Consider the following 18,587-nt stretch of genomic DNA (forward strand, 5'->3'; position numbering starts at 1 on the left):
GCGTATCTTGTGCCGGCGTTAGACGAGATCGATAGCGGGAACGCGGCTGTCATGGCATGCCTGCCGCGTTCCCGATGGGCGGAGCCAGCCGCATCGTGACGATATAGGCAATCGTGGTAGCAGAGGCGGAAACAAACGTTCCCCACGCAAGGTCGGCCAGCGTCAGTGTCGTCGACCAGTTCTTGAGCGTCGCCTGATTGGTCAGGTCATAGGTGGCGTAGGCCATGAAACCGACGACTGCGCCATAGAGCAGGGCCGTGTTCCACTGTCCCGAAACGAGCGCCGGTCTTACCGCGAGAAACGTCAGGCCCGCCGCATAGATCAGATAGAAGGCAATTGCAGGTGCGAGCCTGAAACTATCGGCGAGCATGTCGCCGATAGCCGGGCGATAAAGACGCGATGCCATGGTGCTCAGCCAGATGAAGTCAATCACCAGAAAGGCGATGAGCGTGGAGACATAGGCAACGAGGTAGGTTTTCATCGAGAGGCGTTCCTTTCAGTCGATCCGCGTCCAGTTGATGCCCTTGCAGAGAAGACCGGCGACGATGCAGCCTTTCGTCATCATGCTGTTGCCGTCGACGGTCACCGTAATCTTGTAGGATTTGTCGCGTTGCGGATCGAAGGCGGTGCCCGAATAGCTGCCGTCGGTATCCTGATTGATGTCCATGATGAGTTTGTCTCCGGCTTTTTCCTTCGGTGTTCCTGGTTTGATCCATGTATTGGTTGCACAGATGTTGTCACCGCAAGGAGCGATGTTCACCTTCGCCTTGCCATCGCCGCGCGCCCAGTTTCCGTCCATGTCGCCTGCCCAAACGTTGCAGGCTAGGAGAACGGAGGCGATGGCGGTTGCTGTAAAGATCCGGGTTTTCATGATACACCTCGCAGGGCTTCGTCCGGCTTGTTTTCTATCGTATAGAAGCCGACATTGATGGCACCTTCCGCAAAACCTGCCTCGCAATAGCAGAGGTAGTAATCCCACAGCCGCCTGAAGCGCTCGTCAAACCCAAGAAGTGCGATCGTTTGCCATCTGGCATCAAAACGCTGCCGCCATTCTGCAAGTGTGCGTGCGTAAGACTCACCGAAAAGTTCTTTTTCGCAGAGCTTTAGGCCAGCTTTCTCGACTGCTTTTTCAACTGCATTCTCCGAGGGCAGAAAGCCACCGGGGAAAATATACTTCTGGATGAAGTCGGCCTTGCGGCGATAGCTGTCGAAACGGTCTTCCTCTATCGAGATGATTTGCAGTACGGCGCGGCCGCCTGGCTTCAGGCACCGTTTCAGGGTGTCGAAATAGCTCGGCCAGTAAGCCTCGCCGACGGCCTCGAACATTTCTATTGAGACGATGCGGTCGAAGGTGCCATGCGTATCGCGATAGTCCTGAAGGCGAAGGTCGATGTCAGCTGACCTGGCCGTCTTTTCAGCTGCGGCCTTTGCCCACCCGAGCTGGGAAGGTGAAAGCGTGATACCCGTGACCTTGGCGTCGCATCGGGTTGCCAGATGGACGGCAAGCGCCCCCCACCCACAACCGATCTCCAGGACGGTTTCGCCGCCAGACAATTGTAGCTTGTCCACGATACGGTTCAGTTTGTTTTCCTGTGCCGCCTCAAGCGAAGGTGTCGTTTCGTCGAAAAGTGCGGATGAATACAACATCGAAGGGTCGAGCCACTGCCGGTAGAACTCGTTGCCGAGATCGTAGTGCGCCTCGATGTTGCGGCGGCTGCCGCGCCTCGTATTGGCATTCAGTGCATGGGCGAAGCGGTTGATGAGGCGTGCCGCAAGACTGCCTCGCATCGGTGAATGAAGCGCGTCTCGGTTCTGGGCAGCAAAACGGATCAGTGCCGTCAGGTCCGGCGTGGTCCAGTCGCCGGAGATGTAACCATCGGCAAACCCGATATCTCCGTTGACGATAAGTCGTCTCAGCGCCCGCCATCGGAGGATGACCAGAGTGGCCTCGCAACCCGGCTTTTCGCCGCAGGCCTCGATGACAGCCCCATCGGGGAGCGTGACGCGCAATCGTCCCCTGCTGACGCTTCGAAGCATGCGCTTCATCAACCAGCCACCTTTACCGGCGTGCCGGGGGTACAGTGCGCCATCGGCGGATATGTCGGAGAGATTTTCAAACGGGGTCATGGATTTTGGCCTCGGTTTGGTTGGATGGTTTACCGATGAAGGAAACGGGTGCGTTGGGTGGTGAGGGCCGCTTGGTCAGCCGCACGCCCTTGATCCAGATTTTCAGCGCTTCCCAGTGAATGCCGCCAACGACCCGGAGCGTCAGGAACGGGATACTGAAAAACGCCTTCAGAAGTGCACGGTCCGTCAGTTCTGTCCGCCGCGCCAGATGCCGTGCAGTCAGAACCATCCCCGTGTCATCGAATGTATCGATGCGGATTTTCAGCGTGTCGCGCGGCGGACTGACATGGAAGACATAGTGCAGATCCATGTCCATGAAGGGTGAGACATAGAAACACTTGTCGCAGCGCTGAACGATTTCCCCGGCTGCGTCATCTTCGACCGGGATGAGATAAGCGTGACGTTCGCCGAAAGTGTTGTCCACTTCCCAGAGGATAGCGGTGAGCGTGCCTTCCCGCCTGTAGCAGAAATAGACGCTGAGCGGATTGAAGGACCAGCCGAGAAGACGGGGCATGGTAAGCAGGCGTATCGGTCCGCCATCCGGAGCGATGCCCGCGCCAATCATCGCTTTTTCAACCTGTTGTCTCAGGTCGGCGCCGCTCCGGTCGCCACGATCCTTGCGGTGGAAGGAAAAGACGTTGAAACGGTCGACGGAAAACAGGTGCAGCTTTTTGTTGAGGGTGTCCAGCTCATCGAGATCGATCAGCAGGGAATAGATCCGGTAGCTGAGCTTGTGTTCCTTCGGCTTGAAGCGCGCATGCGTCACATGCCCGGGGAAAAGTGCTGAGAGGAACGGTGGCTTCATGCCATTTCCTCCAGACGTTGCCGCTCTGTTGCTTTTTCCATCAGCGGCAGGCGAATGATGCGGCCGCTGTCATTGCCAACCAGCCACGGACGTTTGAAACCGCCCAGGTCTTCCGCGACGGCCAGGCCTGCCTGGAGACCGTCCTCGTGAAAACCCGCGCCGAAATAGGCGCCGCAGAACCAGGTGTTACGATAACCCTGAAGCGCCCACAGATGCCGCTGCGCACGCTCGGTGTTTTCATCGAACACGGGGTGCGTGTAGATTTCTTCCGTTATGACCGTGCTCTCGTCCGGTTCACGGGCTGGATTGAGCGTCACGAAAGTATCTGGAGCATTCCCAAGCGGCTGCAACCTGTTCATCCAGTAGGTAATGGTCGGCTGTCCGGCGCGGGCGCGGGTGTCCGCAACATAGTTCCAGCTCGACCACGCGGCGCGCCTTTTCGGCATCAGGCTGCTATCGGTGTGCAGCACAGCCCTGTTTTTCGTGTAGCTGAAGGCTCCGAGCATGCTTTTCTCCGCATGTGTCGCGTCGCTCAGCATTTTCAGGGTCTGATCGGCATGGGTCGCGAGCACCACATCGTCAAATCTATGGAACTGCCCATTGCCATCGAGGATATCGATGCCGTCAGGCACGCGACGGATGCTCGTGACAGGAGTCGCCAGCTTGATCCTGTCTGCGAAATTTGCCGTCAAACGCTCCACATATTCGCGGCTGCCGCCGGATACGGTGCGCCATATTGGGCGGTTGCGCAGCAACAGCAGACCGTGATTGTCACAGAATTTCACGAACTGTGCTGCGGGGTAGCGCCCCACCTCCATGGCTGGGGTCGACCAGATGGCCGCTGCCATGGGGTAGAGGTGGTCGTCGCGAAATTCCTGGCCATAGCGATTGCGAGAGAGGTAGTCGTCGAGTGACATGTTGCCCATGGACGACAGATCGCGCGGCGCGTTGCGGTAGAAGCGCAGGAGGTCAGTCAGCATGCGCCAGAAGCGCGGCCGGAAAAGGTTGCTCTTCTGGGCTAAAAGCCCGAAGCGGGTCCCGCCGGAATATTCGAAGGCACCGCCGTCGAGCGACACGGAAAACGACATGTTCGACGGTGTTGTCGGCACATCGAGTGCTTTGAACAATGCAGTCAGATTAGGATAGGTAACCTCATTGTAGACGATAAAGCCCGTATCGACGGACACCGGACCGTTGGGGCTTTCGAAGTCGACGGTGTTGCTGTGACCTCCAACGCGGTCGGCTGCCTCGAAAACCGTTACATCGTGATGGCGCGACAAAAGCCACGCGGCAGACAATCCTGAAATACCTGTGCCAACGACGGCGATGTTCAACCGCTTTCCGCTCTTCAAGCCGTTCTGTGCCGTTTCAGGATCGATCATGGAAGTCCTCACGCTTGCAAGCATCGTTCCGATGCCAATTTTCACACAAGTACGAAGAGCAGGATCAATGAGTTTCACCGGCCTGATGAATTTTTGAATTTTTCCGATCTGGCGTGAAACCTGCCGAGGTTCTCGTCCGTACTTGTTGAGCGGGCAGTGTAACTGGCCGTGTGTCACAGGAATGGTATGTAGATGAACTGGCCTCTTCTCATTGTCATCGCGGCTTTTCTATCCATTGCCATGGCTGCGGCCTTCACGGTTCAGCGTGTGACGGGCTCGAGTGGCTGGATAGATACGATCTGGTCGGCGAGCGTTGGCATCGGTGGCGTGGCGGTCGCGATTTTTGCCGACGATACCGATATGCGCGGCCTCGCTGTGCTCGCCCTCGTCGTTGTCTGGTCGTTGCGTCTCGGCAGTCATATCGGCTTTCGCACGAAAGGTGGGGGTGAGGATCCGCGATATGCGGCATTGCTGGACGAGTGGGGTGAAAGCGCCTCGATGCGCCTCTTCGTGTTCCTGCAGATACAGGCGGTGGCTGCCTTCGTTCTTGTTCTTGCGGTTCATCTCGCAGCCGCCAACCCTGCTGAATTTCCACGGCTCATCGACATGCTCGCAATTTTGCTGGCGATAGCGGCTCTTGTGGGCGAGGCAGTTGCCGATGCCCAGCTGTCCCGGTTCAGGAAAACACCGCAGGCGAAGGGCGCCGTTTGCGAGATCGGCTTATGGCGGTACTCGCGCCATCCGAACTACTTCTTCGAATGGTTGTTCTGGTGCAGCTTTCCGCTTCTGGCGCTGAACGCGCAACCATTGTCGTGGCTCTCCATTGCCGCGCCCGTGATGATGTACTGGCTGCTTGTGCATGTCTCCGGCATTCCGCCGCTTGAAGATCACATGCTGAGATCGCGTGGCGACGCATTCCGCCAGTTGCAGAACCGAGTAAATGCTTTTTTCCCAGGACCGCGCAAAACCGGAGGTCGCTCATGAATATGCTTGCCTTTGCCATAAACGCCGCCGAACGGGCTCCATTGAGCGACAGCGTGACCCTTGCGGGGATCGATTTTCTGTGTGCGAGAACGAGACGTCGGCTGGCTGGCATTCCGTCGACGATCGAGGCGAAATTCGTTGAGGAGATGGCGGAGTTTCCCATCGCCACCCATACCGAAGAGGCGAACAGACAGCATTATGAGGTTCCGCCGGAGTTCTTCGGCCTCGTTCTGGGCGCACAACGCAAATATTCCTGCTGTTTCTATCCGGATCAAGCGGCCAGCCTTGATGAAGCGGAGACGTATGCGCTTGCCGAGACGGTCGAACACGCCGCCCTGGAAGATGGAATGGATATTCTTGAACTTGGTTGCGGATGGGGTTCGCTTTCGCTCCATATGGCAGCACGCTTTCCCAACTCCCGCATCACGTCAGTGTCGAATTCGGCGTCGCAAAGGCGTCACATCCTCGATATTGCCGGTGCACGCGGTTTGACCAACCTTTCGGTCGTGACCGCCGACATGAACGATTTTACTCCAGCTGGATCATTCGACCGCGTTGTGTCGGTTGAAATGTTCGAGCACATGTCGAACTGGCGCACCCTGTTTCAGCGGGTTCGTACATGGCTGAGGCCTGACGGAAGGTTCTTCCTGCATGTTTTCAACCATAGGGACCGGTCCTACCGTTTCGACCATCGCAACCCGGCAGACTGGATCGCCCGGCATTTTTTCACGGGCGGGATCATGCCTGCTTTTGATCTGCCACAACGTTTCAACGATCTTCTCACTGTCGAGCAGCAATGGCGTTGGTCAGGCACCCACTATCAACGCACTGCATTTCACTGGCTTGAAAATTTTGATCGCGAAATCGATCGCATCCAGCCGATCCTGAAAGAAGTGTACGGAGCGGACGCTGGCCTCTGGCACCGCAGATGGCGGCTGTTTTTCCTCGCGACGGCCGGTCTTTTCGGGCATGACAACGGCGAGGTCTGGGGTGTCGGGCACTATCTGCTGGCGCCTGCGTAGAACAATTCCCCCGATTGGCGATTGCCCGACGCGACTTGATGTGTGTCAAAGCCATCCGCCTATGCAGCTCTTAAATAATCTCGGCCGACCGCTTCATTGTTGCGACATGAAGCGAGGCAAATGATGCAATCTGAAATCCAAGATGGTTGGCATCCCGGATTTCAACGTATTATTGTAGGATCATTGAGGGTGTCTTCGGGGGAACGCTGGTGTCGAAAAAAGGCTTGCTCATTGGTCTGGGGGTTCTGGTTCTGGCTGGCGTCCTCTGGTTTTCATGGTCAAGACTGACAGCAGGCGGTTTGCCGTCCGGTTTCGTTGCCAGCAACGGCCGTATCGAGGCGGTCGAGATCGATATTTCCACAAAGACCGCTGGCCGCCTTCAGGACATCCAGGTGCGGGAAGGTGATTTCGTCAAGGCCGGTCAGGTGCTGGCCCGGATGGATACGGCACAGCTCGAGGCGAGAAAACGACAGGCGGAGGCACAGTTTCGCCGGGCGAAAATAGCCGTCGATACGGCCCACAGCCTTGTTGCGCAGCGGGAAGCCGAGAAGAATTCGGCAGGTGCCGTTATCGAGCAACGCAAGGCGCAGCTCGATTCCGCGTCAAAGACGTATAACCGCTCGAAGCAACTGCTGACGGGCAACGCCGTATCGCAGCAGATTGTCGATGACAGTGAGGCGGCGGAGCAATCCGCCCGGGCTGCCCTCGCGTCGGCGCAAGCGTCGCTTGCAGCCTCCGATGCCGCGATCAATGCGGCAAAGGCACAGATCGTGGATGCGGAAGCCGCCGTGGATGCGGCGCAGGCCGATATCGAAAGCATTGAAACGGACATTGCTGACGCGACACTCAAGTCGCCACGCGACGGCCGCGTGCAATATCGAATTGCCCAGCCCGGCGAAGTTCTGTCGGCCGGCGGGCGCGTCCTTAATCTCGTCGATCTCGGCGATGTCTACATGACTTTCTTCCTGCCTACGGCTGAGGCGGGCCGCACATCGATGGGTTCGGACGTACGCCTCATTCTGGATGCAGCCCCGCAATACACGGTTCCCGCCAAAGTCTCTTTTGTGGCCGATGTGGCGCAATTCACGCCCAAAACGGTCGAAACGGAGGAGGAGCGTCAGAAACTGACCTTCCGTGTCAGGGCGCAGATTCCACAGGAACTGCTCCAGAAATACATCCAGTACGTCAAAACGGGTCTGCCCGGCATGGCCTATGTCCGGCTTGATCCGAATGCCGCATGGCCGGAAAACCTCGAACGTAACCTCGTCCAGTGACGGTTGCCGCCATGGACGAGCGTTCGGGAAGCAATACGGGAAACAGGGCGGACCTGCCGGTCGTGCGGCTTGGTGGCGTGCGGCTCGCCTTCAGACAGACCATTGCCCTCGACGATATTTCCGTCGAAATACCGGCGGGCCGCATGATCGGTCTTATCGGGCCTGATGGTGTCGGCAAGTCGAGCCTTCTGTCGCTGGTGTCCGGTGCGCGTGCCATACAGAAGGGCAAGGTGGAGGTTCTGGGCGGCGACATGTCCGATCCGCACCACCGCGATGATACCTGCCCGCGTATCGCCTATATGCCACAGGGGCTGGGCAAGAACCTTTATCCCACTCTTTCCGTTTTCGAAAATATCGACTTTTTCGGTCGCCTGTTCGGACAGGATGGCCAGGAACGGCGCAGTCGTATCGCGGAACTGCTCAAAAGTACCGGTCTTGAACCGTTTGCCGATAGACCGGCCATGAAGCTCTCCGGTGGCATGAAGCAAAAGCTCGGCCTCTGCTGTGCGCTCATCCACGATCCGGATCTGCTGATCCTCGATGAGCCGACAACCGGTGTCGATCCGCTGTCGCGTCGTCAGTTCTGGGAGCTGATCGATACGATCCGCGCCGGGCGTCCGGGCATGAGCGTCATTGTTGCCACCGCCTATATGGAAGAAGCGGCCAGTTTCGACTGGCTCGTCGCCATGGATGGCGGAAGGATTCTTGCGACAGGTTCTCCCGCCGAACTGCTGGAGCGCACCGGTGCCGACAATCTCGATGCCGCGTTCATTGCACTTCTACCCGAAGAAAAACGCAAAGATTACAAAGAGGTTCACATTTCTTCTCGCAAAGCAGTGGAGGATGGGCAATACGCCATCGAAGCATCGCATCTCAGCATGCGCTTCGGCGACTTCACCGCCGTGGACAATGTCAGCTTCAAGATTCCCCGCGGCGAGATTTTCGGCTTCCTCGGGTCGAATGGTTGCGGAAAATCCACAACCATGAAGATGCTGACGGGGCTTCTCGCGGCAAGCGAGGGCGAGGCGAAGCTGTTCGGGCAGACGGTGGATGCCAGCGACATGGCGATCCGCCACCGGGTCGGCTACATGAGCCAGGCTTTCTCGCTCTATTCGGAACTGACCGTCCGCCAGAACCTCGATCTTCATGCGCGGCTGTTCAAGCTGCAGGAGGAGAGGATAGGTCCGCGCATCGATGAAATGGCAAGGCGTTTCGATCTTGGCGAGGTCATGGAGAGCCTGCCGGACGATCTACCGCTCGGCATCCGCCAGAGACTGTCTCTGGCGGTGGCTATGATCCATTCTCCGGATATCCTGATCCTCGATGAACCGACGTCCGGCGTCGATCCTGTCGCACGTGATGGTTTCTGGCAGATACTTGCCGATCTGTCCCGCAACGATAACGTCACGATCTTCATTTCCACCCACTTCATGAACGAGGCGGAACGGTGCGACCGTATCTCGCTGATGCATGCTGGCAAGGTGCTGGTCAGCGATACGCCGGAAGGCATCACCAGAAGTCGCAACGCCGCGACACTGGAGGAGGCGTTTATCGCCTATCTGGAGGACGCCGCCGGAATAAAGAAGGCTGACGGCGCGGCTGCGCCTGCCGTCCCGGTGCCGTCCAACGCGTCCCATGCGCCGTCGCAGAAGAAGCGGTTTTTCGATTTCAGGCGTATGTTCAGTTATACCCGCCGCGAGGCGCTGGAACTTCAGCGTGACCCCATTCGCGGAACGCTTGCGGTGCTCGGCAGCGTGATCCTGATGTTCGTTATCGGTTACGGTATCAATCTGGACGTCGAAGATCTGACCTTCGCGGTTCTCGACAGGGACGACAGCACCATCAGCCGGGACTATGTGCTGGATATCGCCGGTTCCCGCTATTTCATCGAGAAGGAACCGATCCGCGATTATACCGACATGGATCGCCGCATGCGCGACGGCGAGTTGAGCCTGGCGATAGAAATTCCACCCGGTTTCGGGCGTGACGTTCTTCGTGGCGATACGGTCGAAGTGGGGGCATGGATCGATGGCGCCATGCCGCAACGTGCGGAGACGGTGAGCGGATACGTCCAGGGAATGCACCAGACCTGGCTCACAAGGAAGGCAAGCGAGCTTTACGGGACCGCGGCCACGCAAGGCGCGTTCAGCATCGAGACGCGTTATCGCTACAATCCCGATGTCAAAAGCCTTGTCGCAATGGTTCCGGCCGTCATCCCGCTGCTCCTGATGCTCATTCCTGCCATGTTGTCGGCCCTCAGCGTCGTGCGGGAAAAGGAACTCGGTTCCATCGTCAACCTCTACGTCACACCGACGACGCGATTGGAATTCCTGATTGGAAAGCAGCTGCCTTATGTGGCGCTCGGCATGCTCAACTTTCTGCTGCTGACGGCATTTGCCATCTTCATTTTCCGGGTTCCGTTCACCGGAAGCTATCTGGCCTATGCGACCGGCGCGCTGCTTTTCGTCATCATCGCCACCTCCATCGGCCTCGTCATGTCGTCATTCATGAAAAGCCAGATCGCCGCGATCTTCGGAACGGCGCTGCTGACACTCATCCCGGCGACGCAATATTCCGGCATGATCGATCCCGTTTCCTCCCTGCAGGGAGCCGGCGCGGTGATCGGCGAGATTTATCCCGCCACCTATTTCATGACGATTTCACGCGGCACCTTCTCGAAGGCGCTCGATTTCGCCGGGCTTTCAAGCTCTTTCCTGCCGCTTCTCATCGCCATTCCGCTGTTGCTGCTGGCCGGTGCCGCGCTGTTGAGGAAGCAAGCGTCATGAGTTTGTTTTCGTCCAACATCTTTCAGCTCGGTGTCAAGGAACTGCGTGGCCTTGCGCGCGATGGCATGCTGTTGCTGCTCATCATCTACGCCTTTACGCTGCAGATCTATACCGGCTCCAGTGCCTTGCCCGAAACGCTTAACAATGCCGCCATCGCCATCGTGGATGAGGACCAGTCACCGCTTTCGGGCCGCATCAGCACGGCATTCTACCCGCCCTATTTCTCGCCGCCGAAGCAGATTTCGATTGCCGAGATGGACAAGCGCATGGATTCGGGCCTCGACACCTTCGCGCTGAACATTCCGCCGGATTTCCAACGACGCCTGATGGCCGGTCAGCACCCCGCCATCCAGCTCAACATCGATGCGACGCGCATGAGCCAGGCCTTCAGCGGCGGTGGTTATGTGCAGACCATCATCAACAGCGAGGTTCAGGAATTCACGAACCGCTATCGCGGTGCGGCGGCGGTGCCGGTTGAACTGACACTGCGCTCGCGTTTCAATCCGCAACTCGACAAGTCGTGGTTCGGTTCGATCAACAACATCATCACCGCCATCACCATGCTGTCCATCGTTTTGACGGGGGCTGCCCTGATCCGCGAGCGTGAACACGGTACGGTGGAGCACCTCCTGGTCATGCCTGTGACGCCACTTGAGATCATGTTGAGCAAGGTCTGGTCGATGGGGCTTGTGGTGCTCGTGGCGTCTGCCTTTTCCCTGTTCGTCGTCGTCAGGGGATTGCTGGGAATACCCATCGAGGGGTCGTTGTGGCTTTTCCTGTTCGGCACGGCGCTTCAGCTTTACGCAATGACATCCATGGGGATTTTCATGGCGACGGTCGCAGGTTCCATGCCGCAGTTCGGCATGCTGCTCATCCTCGTTCTGCTCCCGTTCCAGGTTCTCTCCGGCGCCATGACGCCACGCGAGAGCATGCCGGATATCATTCAGTACGTCATGCTTCTCGCCCCCAATACACACTACGTGATTCTGGCGCAGTCTGTTCGTTTCAGGGGAGCAGGGCTCGATGTCGTTTGGCCGCAGCTGCTGGCCCTTCTGGCAATAGGAAGTGTAATGTTCTTCCTTGCCCTGCGGCGCTTCCGGAAATTCCTGCGTTGAGATCCTGCTTGCTTTTGGTTGAACTTTTTGTGTTCGGCAACGGTATGTTGGTAAGGGCTGAATATCCCTAAAAGGCCATTTGTATTTAAGGATGAGTTCAGGAGTACCCCGAATGAAGATCGCACCACGTGTGGCATTCGCCGCGATGATTGCAACGGTGGCGACGCAATCCTTCGCCTCAGAAGACATGACGGAACCGACCCGTGAGGCGATATTCGGCTTTGCCGGTGCAATAACAAGGGTGGATATGCTGAAAAGCGCCGCCCTTGTTCCGATCGATTACGAGAGCAACGCCATTCTGGGCGGCGGTTATCAGTTCTTCCCCTACGATATCGGCAACGTGCGGCTCGGCGGTGAGATAGGCGCCGCAGCACGGTTTGGAAAAGGATTTACCGGCGAAGTCTGGTTTGGTCCGGTTGCCCGCTATGAGCAGATCAGGCTCGGCGAGCGGCTTCTTGTTACCCCCAGTTTCTCGGCTGGCCTCAGTCTGGTAAGCGGTGCGCAGCCGGGACGCGAGCGGGAGCAGGAAATCAAGGACGACGGCAACGCCAATGTTCTGTTTTACCTTGGGCCTGAGATCAATATGTCCTTCAGCGAAGAGTCTTCAACGGAGTTTTTCTGGCGGCTGCACCATCGCTCCGGCGGCGGCAAGACACTCGGCAACATGAAGGGCGCAATGAACGCCAATGTGTTCGGGGTGCGCTACAAGTTCTGAGATCGGCTGAACCGGTCCTTGCTGTCGTGGCCGGTGGTCTTATGCCGGGTAAATATCTTGATCCAGATGAATGAGCGCGCCCAGCGTCTGTTTTCACGTTGGGCGCGCTTCTTTTGGTTCCGCGTGTCTCGCGGCGGTTTATCTGTGGCTCGGCAGCTTCGGCAGGAACACCGTCAGCAGGCCCAGCAGCGGCATGTAAGAGCTGATGCGATAGACGAATTCGATGCCTTCGCGATCGGCGAAAACTCCCAGAACAGCAGCGCCGATACCGCCGAAGCCGAAGGCGAAACCGAAGAACATGCCGGCAATCAGGCCAACGCGTCCCGGCACCAGTTCTTGAGCGAAGACGACGATTGCCGAGAACGCTGAAGAGAAGACAAAGCCGATGATAACGACCAGAACGGCGGTCCAGAACAGATCGGCATAGGGGAGCATCAGCGCGAAGGGAATGACGCCGAGGATCGAGAACCAGATGACGACGCGCGATCCGAACCTGTCACCGATCGGTCCGCCGAAGAAGACACCCGCGGCCGATGCGCCGAGAAACAGGAAGAGCAGCAGCTGCGCGTCCTGCACGCCAATACCGAACTTTTCGATGGTGTAGAAGGTGAAGTAGCTGGAAAGGCTGGCCAGATAGGCGTTCTTGGTGGCCGTCAGCACGACGAGAACGAAAAGTGTCATCATGACCGTACCGCGTGCGAGCGGCAGCGTTCTGCTGACCGGAGCCCTGCCTGCCGTGGTACGACGGTGGCGGCTGTACCAGACGCCCACCCACGAAAGGACGGCGAAACCGGCAAGGGCGATAAGGGAGAACCAGCTCAGGCTCTGCTGGCCGAGTGGAATGACGATAAAGGCGGCGAGCAGCGGGCCGATTGCCGTTCCGGTGTTTCCTCCGACCTGGAAAAATGACTGCGCCAGTCCGTGCCGGCCACCCGATGCGACGCGTGCAACGCGCGATGCCTCGGGGTGGAAAATCGCCGAGCCGATACCGATAAGGCAGGCTCCGATGACGAGCACCGGAAAACTGTGCGCGAAGGCAAGGGTGATGAGGCCCGCGCAGGTAGAGAGCATGGCGACGGGCAGGGAGAATGGCATCGGGTATTTGTCCGTTACCAGTCCGACAGCAGGCTGCAACAGTGAGGCTGTCACCTGAAACGCAAAGGTCAACAGGCCGATCTGCACGAAATCCAGCGCATAGTTCTGCTTCAGTAGCGGATAAAGCGACGTCAGCAGCGATTGCATGATGTCGTTCAGCATATGGCAGAAACTTGCTGCTGCGATGATTGAGAACGTCGTGCGTTCTGGGCTGAACCCGGTGCCGGTCACGGTGGCCATGGTCTTTCCTCTTTCGGTTCCCGCCTCTGTCTGGCGGGACTGCATCCTCATTTCGTCCCGCTTTTATCGTTATTGTTGATGGCCTGCATTTGCATTTTGGACGATTTTCTTCGAGAATGGGCCAAATGATGAACATCAAGCCTCACGAGCCGGTTCGGCGACCGGAAATAGATCACGATACCAGCCTTCGATTGATCGAAGGGACGAACGAGCCCGTGCTCGCGCTGCAGCGGATCTATCCGAGCGGGCACCATACGCCGCTGCACCACCATGGGCGAGCCCAGATATGGTGCGCCCGAAAGGGCGTCGTGCTGGTCAGCACCGCCGGCGGGCGCTGGATGATTCCACCGGACCACGGGCTGATCATTCCCGCCGGAATGAAACATGAGGCGGATGCAATCAGCACGGTGGAAATGTATTCCATCTATGTGCATCCGGATCTGTTCTTTCCGCAGACGCCCAAAGTGGTGGAAATTACCGCGCTCGCATCCAGTCTGATCCTGGAATTGCTCAATGAGGAGCACAAGCCCTCCGCGTTCCATCGGCAAGGGCTTGTCCGGGCATTGCTGCTGGATGAGGTAAATAGCCTGCCGGAGCGTCCCCTCGGCCTGCCGTTTCCGCGCAACGCACGCCTCGCGGCGCTCTGCCGGGAATTCCTGAAAAAGCCTGTCGTCAAAATCGAGATCGATGACTGGGCCGCTGTTATGGGTATCAGCCGCCGATCCTTCACCCGTCTGTTTCGCAGTGAACTGGGGGTGAGTTTCGTCACCTGGCGCCAGCAGGCATGCATATTTGCCTCACTGCCAAGGCTTGCGGAAGGGGAAAGCGTCACCAGCGTGGCGCTGGATGCGGGATATGAGAATATTTCCGCCTTCACAACGATGTTCCGGCGCATGCTTGGTAGTTCGCCTCGCGCTTATGGCAAGCGAGCGGGAGGGGAGAGCGCGCCGTCGGCGGATGATTGAATGAGGCCGAAAATGTCGAAGTCAGGCGGCAGTCGCGCGCGTGTCGCGGCGAAAGTCGGAAGGTGACATTCCTGCAATCTGGCGGAATGCCTTGTTGAAGGCGCTCACGGAGCCGAAACCGCTTTCCATGGCGATCTGCAGGATGTTGTCCCTGTCGTTCATCAGCATTGCCTGAGCGCGGGAAAGCCGAAGCAGGGTCAGGTATTTGATGAGCGTCATGCCGGTCGACCTGCGAAACAGGTTCATCGCATATTTCGGATGAAGCGATGCGGCCCTTGCGATATCGGTCGCGTCTATGTCTTCCAGAAAGTTGGCCGCGATGTAGTCGCACATACGGACGACGCCTGCCGATGGCGCCATGCTCTCTTCGTCCATCGCACGTTTACCGTCGGCCGCCGAAGAGACGACGCTGTAGGGTTCCATGAACATCCGTTCGACGCGAAGAAGCAACTCCTCGACGGCATGCTGCGCCTTCGCCGCATCGCCTGATGTCGCGTAGCGGAACCAGCGGGGAAAGTTTTCGCGATCCGCACCGTCCGTTGCCGACGTCACCATGGTCGCCCCGCCCATCAACATGCCGGAGATCGCGGCCGGCAGTCGCATCCGGAAAAAATGCACCAGCGGCAGATGCGCGCCCGCATAGATCGAATCATCGGAGGACTGATCCATGCAATGCGGCTGTCCGCCCCAGAAAATACAGATTTCCCCGGCGTGCAGGTGCAGTTCATGGTCGCCGATGCGGTAGTGGACGTTTCCCGCCATTACGTAATTGACCTCCACCTGCGCGTGCCAGTGCGGTCTGAGCATGATGGGCGGATGATTGTGGAAAAACTGAAGCGTCGTCGGCATGCCTTCGATGCTGCTCGCGCCCGGCTGGTAAACCGCTCTTTCGGCAATCTTACTTTCCGCCAAATCGATGTTCCCTTTTTACGAGACAGATTTCCTTCGCTCGCTAATCTGCCCACGTTCGCTGAAGAACGGCAATTGAAAAAGGGAGGTTTTCAATGTGCTTTAGACTTCTGGGCGCGTCGACAGCTTTGGTGCTGCTCGCAGCCCCGGCATTTGCGCAATCCACAACTGTCACCATCTGGAGCTGGAACGTTGCCGCATCGGCGCTGAAATCCACCGTGGAAGGTTTTAATAAACAGAATCCCGACATCAAGGTCGTTGTTGAAGATCTTGGAAACAATCAGGTTTTCGATAAAACTCTGGCGGCGTGTGCTGCGGGCGGCGATGGCCTGCCGGATATTGTGACGGTGGAGAACTTCGAGGCCGAACTTTTCTGGAGCCGGTTTCCCGATTGCTTCACCGATCTGACGGCACTTGGATACACGCCTGAGAAACAAGCACTTTTCCCGGATTTCAAGCGTACTGAACTCGAGGTGGATGGTGTTGCCTATGCCGTTCCGTGGGATTCCGGCCCGGTGGCCGTGTTCTATCGCCGTGACTTCTACGAAAAGGCAGGTGTCGATCCTGCGACGATCAAGAACTGGGATGATTTCATCGCTGCCGGCAAGAAGGTCATGGCGGCCAATCCCGGAACGGTGATGGCGCAGGCGGATTTCAACGGCGACAGTGAATGGTTCCGCATGATCGCCAATGAGCAAGGCTGCGGTTACTTTTCGACCGATGGCCAGAGCATTACCATCAACCAGCCTGCCTGCGTCGCGACTCTTGAAAAGGTCAAGGAAATGAAGGACGCCGGTATTATCACGGCGGCCATCTGGGACGAGAAGATACAGGCCAACACGGCTGGAAAGGCCGCCAGCCAGATGTATGGCGCCTGGTATGAAGGCACTGTCCGCTCCGGCTCGCCAGATCTTTCGGGCAGATGGGGGACCTATCCGATGCCGAGCCTGACGGCGGACGGCCCGCATGCGGCCAATCTTGGCGGCTCGTCTCTGGCCATCAGTTCCGTGTCCGAGCACAAGGAAGCGGCATGGAAGTTCGTGGATTATGCCCTTACCACCAATGAGGGCCAGGTCACGATGCTGAAGTCTTTCGGTCTGGTGCCATCGCTGCTTTCGGCTGTTGACCATCCATTCGTCAAACAGGCGCAGCCCTATTGGGGCGGTCAGACGGTCTGGGCCGATATTCTCGCAACGCTGCCGAAGATCGTTCCAAGCCGCGGCACCGCGTTCCAGTCGGATGCCGATGCCATCTACAAGGCCGCCCAGACGAAATATTTCGCAGGCGGTTATCCCGATGCGAAAGCCGCACTGGATGATGCCGCAAAGCAGATAGAGACAGCCACCGGCCTGCCACAAGCGGAATGATGCATGACGGGGTCTGCCCTGTCCGCACCGGACAGGGCAAGCATCGACATCCACCGTATCTATCCCGCCCACTCACCTGAACCGGCAACGGGAGGTCGTCATGCCGTCAAGGAACAGGATCGCTTATGCGTTCCTTGCGCCCTATCTTCTGGTCTTTGCAACATTCTGGGTCTGGCCCATCATCAGCTCGTTTCTGCTGTCGTTCCAGAACACGCGTATCAACCCATGGCGGTACGCGCCTTCCCTGAACTGGGGCAGGCTCGTTGCCGATCCCGCTTTCTTCAATGCGCTTTATAATACCCTCATCATTCTCGTCATTCAGGTGCCGGTGATGATTGCCCTCGCCACGGTCATGGCGGTGCTCCTCAACTCGCCCCTTCTGAAGGCGCGGCCGCTTTACCGGTTTGCGTTTTTTGCGCCGGTCGTCGTCGGTGAGGTCGCCTATGCGGCGGTGTTGCGGCTGATGTTCAGCGCCGATTTCGGCATCATCAACAAGCTGATCACCTCGGTAGGTCTCTCGCCCGTCTCCTGGTTCGACAACGCCAATGCCGCCATGGCGCTCGTCATCATCGCCGTGACTTGGCGCTGGGCGGGTTACAACGCCATCATCATTCTGGCCGGGCTGCAATCCATTCCCGGCGATGTCTATGAGGCCGCCACGCTCGACAAGGTGAGCAAGAGGCAGCAGTTCTTCCACATCACGCTGCCGCTTTTGAAACCGATTATCCTGTTCTGCGTGGTCCTGTCGGTCATCGGCACCATGCAGCTGTTCGCCGAACCGTTCCTCATCACCAATCGCGGCGGACCGGGGGGCGGCACGGAAACGCTCGGGCTTTTCCTTTACCGACAGGGCTTCACCTCGCTGAACTTCGGATATGCTTCCGCCATCGCCTACACCATGGCAGCGCTTGCCATCGCCATTTCTCTTCTCAACCTCTGGGTCGGGAGGGATCCGAAATGAGATCGAAGTCAAAATCCCTGTTCTGGCAGAAAGTCACCCTGCATGCGGTTCTAACGCCGTTTGCCATCATCTGGCTGTTTCCGCTGTGGATGATGTTGGTGTTCTCGACGATGCCGGATTACGGCATTTTCAGCCCGGACATCGTGCTCGTTCCATCCACGAATTTTCTGGACAACTTTCAGAACCTTCAGGCGGATACAAACTTCCTGCGGGCCATGTTCATTTCGATCACCGTGGCGGTGATCTATACCGTCCTGTCGGTATTGCTGACGTCGATGGCGGGCTGGGCGCTGGCGCGTTACCGTTTCGCCGGAAAAACCGTCGTTGTCGCCATCATTCTGGGCACGATCACGCTGCCTTTCGCGGTCGTCGTCATTCCGCAGTTCATCATGGTGGCGCGTGAATTCAAGCTGGCGAACACATGGGTGGCGCTCATCGTGCCACCGCTGTTCAACTCGCTTGGCGTGCTGTTCATGCGCCAATCCTTCTCGATGATGCCGACGGAGCTTTTCGACGCCGCCCGCGTCGAAGGCGTCAAGGAATGGCAGATTTTCCTGCGCATTGCCCTGCCGTTGGCGCGGCCAACGATGGCGGCGCTATCGATCATTCTCTTTCTGGCCTCGTGGAACAACTACCTCTGGCCACTTCTCATCAATTCGCGCCCGGGAATGATGACCGCACCCGTAGCGCTTGGCACACTCATCGGGCTGACCAAGGTGTCGTGGGGCGGCATCATGGCGGGGGCTGTCCTGCTCACGGCGCCGATCCTCGTGGTTTTCGTCTTTCTGCAACGTCATTTCATTGCCGGCATTTCCGCCGGTGCGGTCAAGTAAGGGAGAG

Annotated in this window: 17 protein-coding genes; 10 read left to right on the forward strand and 7 right to left on the reverse strand. The window is 58.0% G+C overall.

What is annotated here, in order from left to right:
- Positions 1-49 precede the first annotated feature (49 nt).
- The 5 genes from N7578_RS04845 to N7578_RS04865 all read right to left on the reverse strand — a co-directional run bounded on the left by N7578_RS04845 (position 50) and on the right by N7578_RS04865 (position 4,314).
- Positions 50-481 (reverse strand): DUF2177 family protein, encoded by a 432-nt coding sequence (locus N7578_RS04845; RefSeq protein ID WP_311109166.1) that lies wholly within the window; start codon positions 479-481, stop codon positions 50-52.
- A gap of 15 nt (positions 482-496) precedes the next feature.
- Complete coding sequence (locus tag N7578_RS04850; RefSeq protein WP_422646688.1) at positions 497-799, reverse strand: DUF2147 domain-containing protein; 303 nt, start codon at positions 797-799, stop codon at positions 497-499.
- A 68-nt stretch (positions 800-867) separates the two neighbouring features.
- Positions 868-2,127, reverse strand: a complete 1,260-nt coding sequence (locus tag N7578_RS04855) for a cyclopropane-fatty-acyl-phospholipid synthase family protein (RefSeq protein WP_311109168.1) — start codon at positions 2,125-2,127, stop codon at positions 868-870.
- Complete coding sequence (locus N7578_RS04860; protein WP_311109169.1) at positions 2,114-2,932, reverse strand: DUF1365 domain-containing protein; 819 nt, start codon at positions 2,930-2,932, stop codon at positions 2,114-2,116. Before N7578_RS04860 ends, N7578_RS04855 begins: the two co-directional genes overlap by 14 nt.
- The gene (locus tag N7578_RS04865) at positions 2,929-4,314 is read right to left on the reverse strand and encodes an NAD(P)/FAD-dependent oxidoreductase (RefSeq protein ID WP_311109170.1); all 1,386 of its coding nucleotides are present in this window, start codon (positions 4,312-4,314) and stop codon (positions 2,929-2,931) included. Before N7578_RS04865 ends, N7578_RS04860 begins: the two co-directional genes overlap by 4 nt.
- A gap of 192 nt (positions 4,315-4,506) precedes the next feature.
- On the opposite strand from N7578_RS04865, the gene N7578_RS04870 reads away from it, so the two are divergent.
- From N7578_RS04870 to N7578_RS04895, 6 genes are all read left to right on the forward strand, one after another.
- A complete protein-coding gene (locus tag N7578_RS04870; protein WP_311109171.1) occupies positions 4,507-5,298 on the forward strand; it encodes a DUF1295 domain-containing protein in 792 nt (263 codons plus the stop codon).
- Positions 5,295-6,320 (forward strand): cyclopropane-fatty-acyl-phospholipid synthase family protein, encoded by a 1,026-nt coding sequence (locus N7578_RS04875; RefSeq protein ID WP_311109172.1) that lies wholly within the window; start codon positions 5,295-5,297, stop codon positions 6,318-6,320. Before N7578_RS04870 ends, N7578_RS04875 begins: the two co-directional genes overlap by 4 nt.
- 209 nt (positions 6,321-6,529) lie before the next feature.
- Positions 6,530-7,594, forward strand: coding sequence for an HlyD family efflux transporter periplasmic adaptor subunit (locus N7578_RS04880; protein WP_311109173.1), 1,065 nt, complete (start codon positions 6,530-6,532; stop codon positions 7,592-7,594).
- 11 nt (positions 7,595-7,605) lie between these two features.
- A complete protein-coding gene (gene rbbA, locus N7578_RS04885) occupies positions 7,606-10,380 on the forward strand; it encodes a ribosome-associated ATPase/putative transporter RbbA (RefSeq protein WP_311109174.1) in 2,775 nt (924 codons plus the stop codon).
- Positions 10,377-11,495 carry an ABC transporter permease gene (locus N7578_RS04890; protein WP_422646668.1) on the forward strand — a complete coding sequence of 373 codons (1,119 nt, stop codon included), beginning with the start codon at positions 10,377-10,379 and terminating at the stop codon, positions 11,493-11,495. The genes rbbA and N7578_RS04890 overlap by 4 nt, the downstream gene beginning before the upstream one ends.
- A gap of 112 nt (positions 11,496-11,607) precedes the next feature.
- On the forward strand, positions 11,608-12,210 hold the full coding sequence (locus tag N7578_RS04895; RefSeq protein ID WP_311109175.1) for a hypothetical protein: 603 nt from the start codon (positions 11,608-11,610) through the stop codon (positions 12,208-12,210).
- A 138-nt stretch (positions 12,211-12,348) separates the two neighbouring features.
- Here N7578_RS04895 and N7578_RS04900 read toward each other — a convergent pair whose 3' ends face one another.
- The gene (locus N7578_RS04900; protein ID WP_311109176.1) at positions 12,349-13,545 is read right to left on the reverse strand and encodes an MFS transporter; all 1,197 of its coding nucleotides are present in this window, start codon (positions 13,543-13,545) and stop codon (positions 12,349-12,351) included.
- Between the two features lie 125 nt (positions 13,546-13,670).
- On the opposite strand from N7578_RS04900, the gene N7578_RS04905 reads away from it, so the two are divergent.
- Entirely contained in the window at positions 13,671-14,510 is an 840-nt protein-coding gene (locus N7578_RS04905; protein WP_311109177.1) for a helix-turn-helix transcriptional regulator, read from the forward strand.
- 21 nt (positions 14,511-14,531) lie between these two features.
- Here the strand turns inward: N7578_RS04905 and N7578_RS04910 are convergent, their stop codons facing one another.
- Positions 14,532-15,428, reverse strand: a complete 897-nt coding sequence (locus N7578_RS04910; RefSeq protein WP_311110058.1) for a helix-turn-helix domain-containing protein — start codon at positions 15,426-15,428, stop codon at positions 14,532-14,534.
- A gap of 86 nt (positions 15,429-15,514) precedes the next feature.
- Between N7578_RS04910 and N7578_RS04915 the strand changes: the two genes are divergently transcribed.
- The 3 genes from N7578_RS04915 to N7578_RS04925 all read left to right on the forward strand — a co-directional run bounded on the left by N7578_RS04915 (position 15,515) and on the right by N7578_RS04925 (position 18,580).
- Complete coding sequence (locus tag N7578_RS04915; protein ID WP_311109178.1) at positions 15,515-16,786, forward strand: ABC transporter substrate-binding protein; 1,272 nt, start codon at positions 15,515-15,517, stop codon at positions 16,784-16,786.
- 100 nt (positions 16,787-16,886) lie between these two features.
- A complete protein-coding gene (locus N7578_RS04920) occupies positions 16,887-17,747 on the forward strand; it encodes a sugar ABC transporter permease (RefSeq protein WP_311109179.1) in 861 nt (286 codons plus the stop codon).
- Entirely contained in the window at positions 17,744-18,580 is an 837-nt protein-coding gene (locus tag N7578_RS04925) for a carbohydrate ABC transporter permease (protein ID WP_311109180.1), read from the forward strand. The genes N7578_RS04920 and N7578_RS04925 overlap by 4 nt, the downstream gene beginning before the upstream one ends.
- Positions 18,581-18,587 lie beyond the last annotated feature (7 nt).

Origin of the sequence: Agrobacterium tumefaciens (genome assembly GCF_031801495.1) — a bacterium.
GTDB classification, from domain to species: Bacteria; Pseudomonadota; Alphaproteobacteria; order Rhizobiales; family Rhizobiaceae; genus Agrobacterium; species Agrobacterium tumefaciens_K.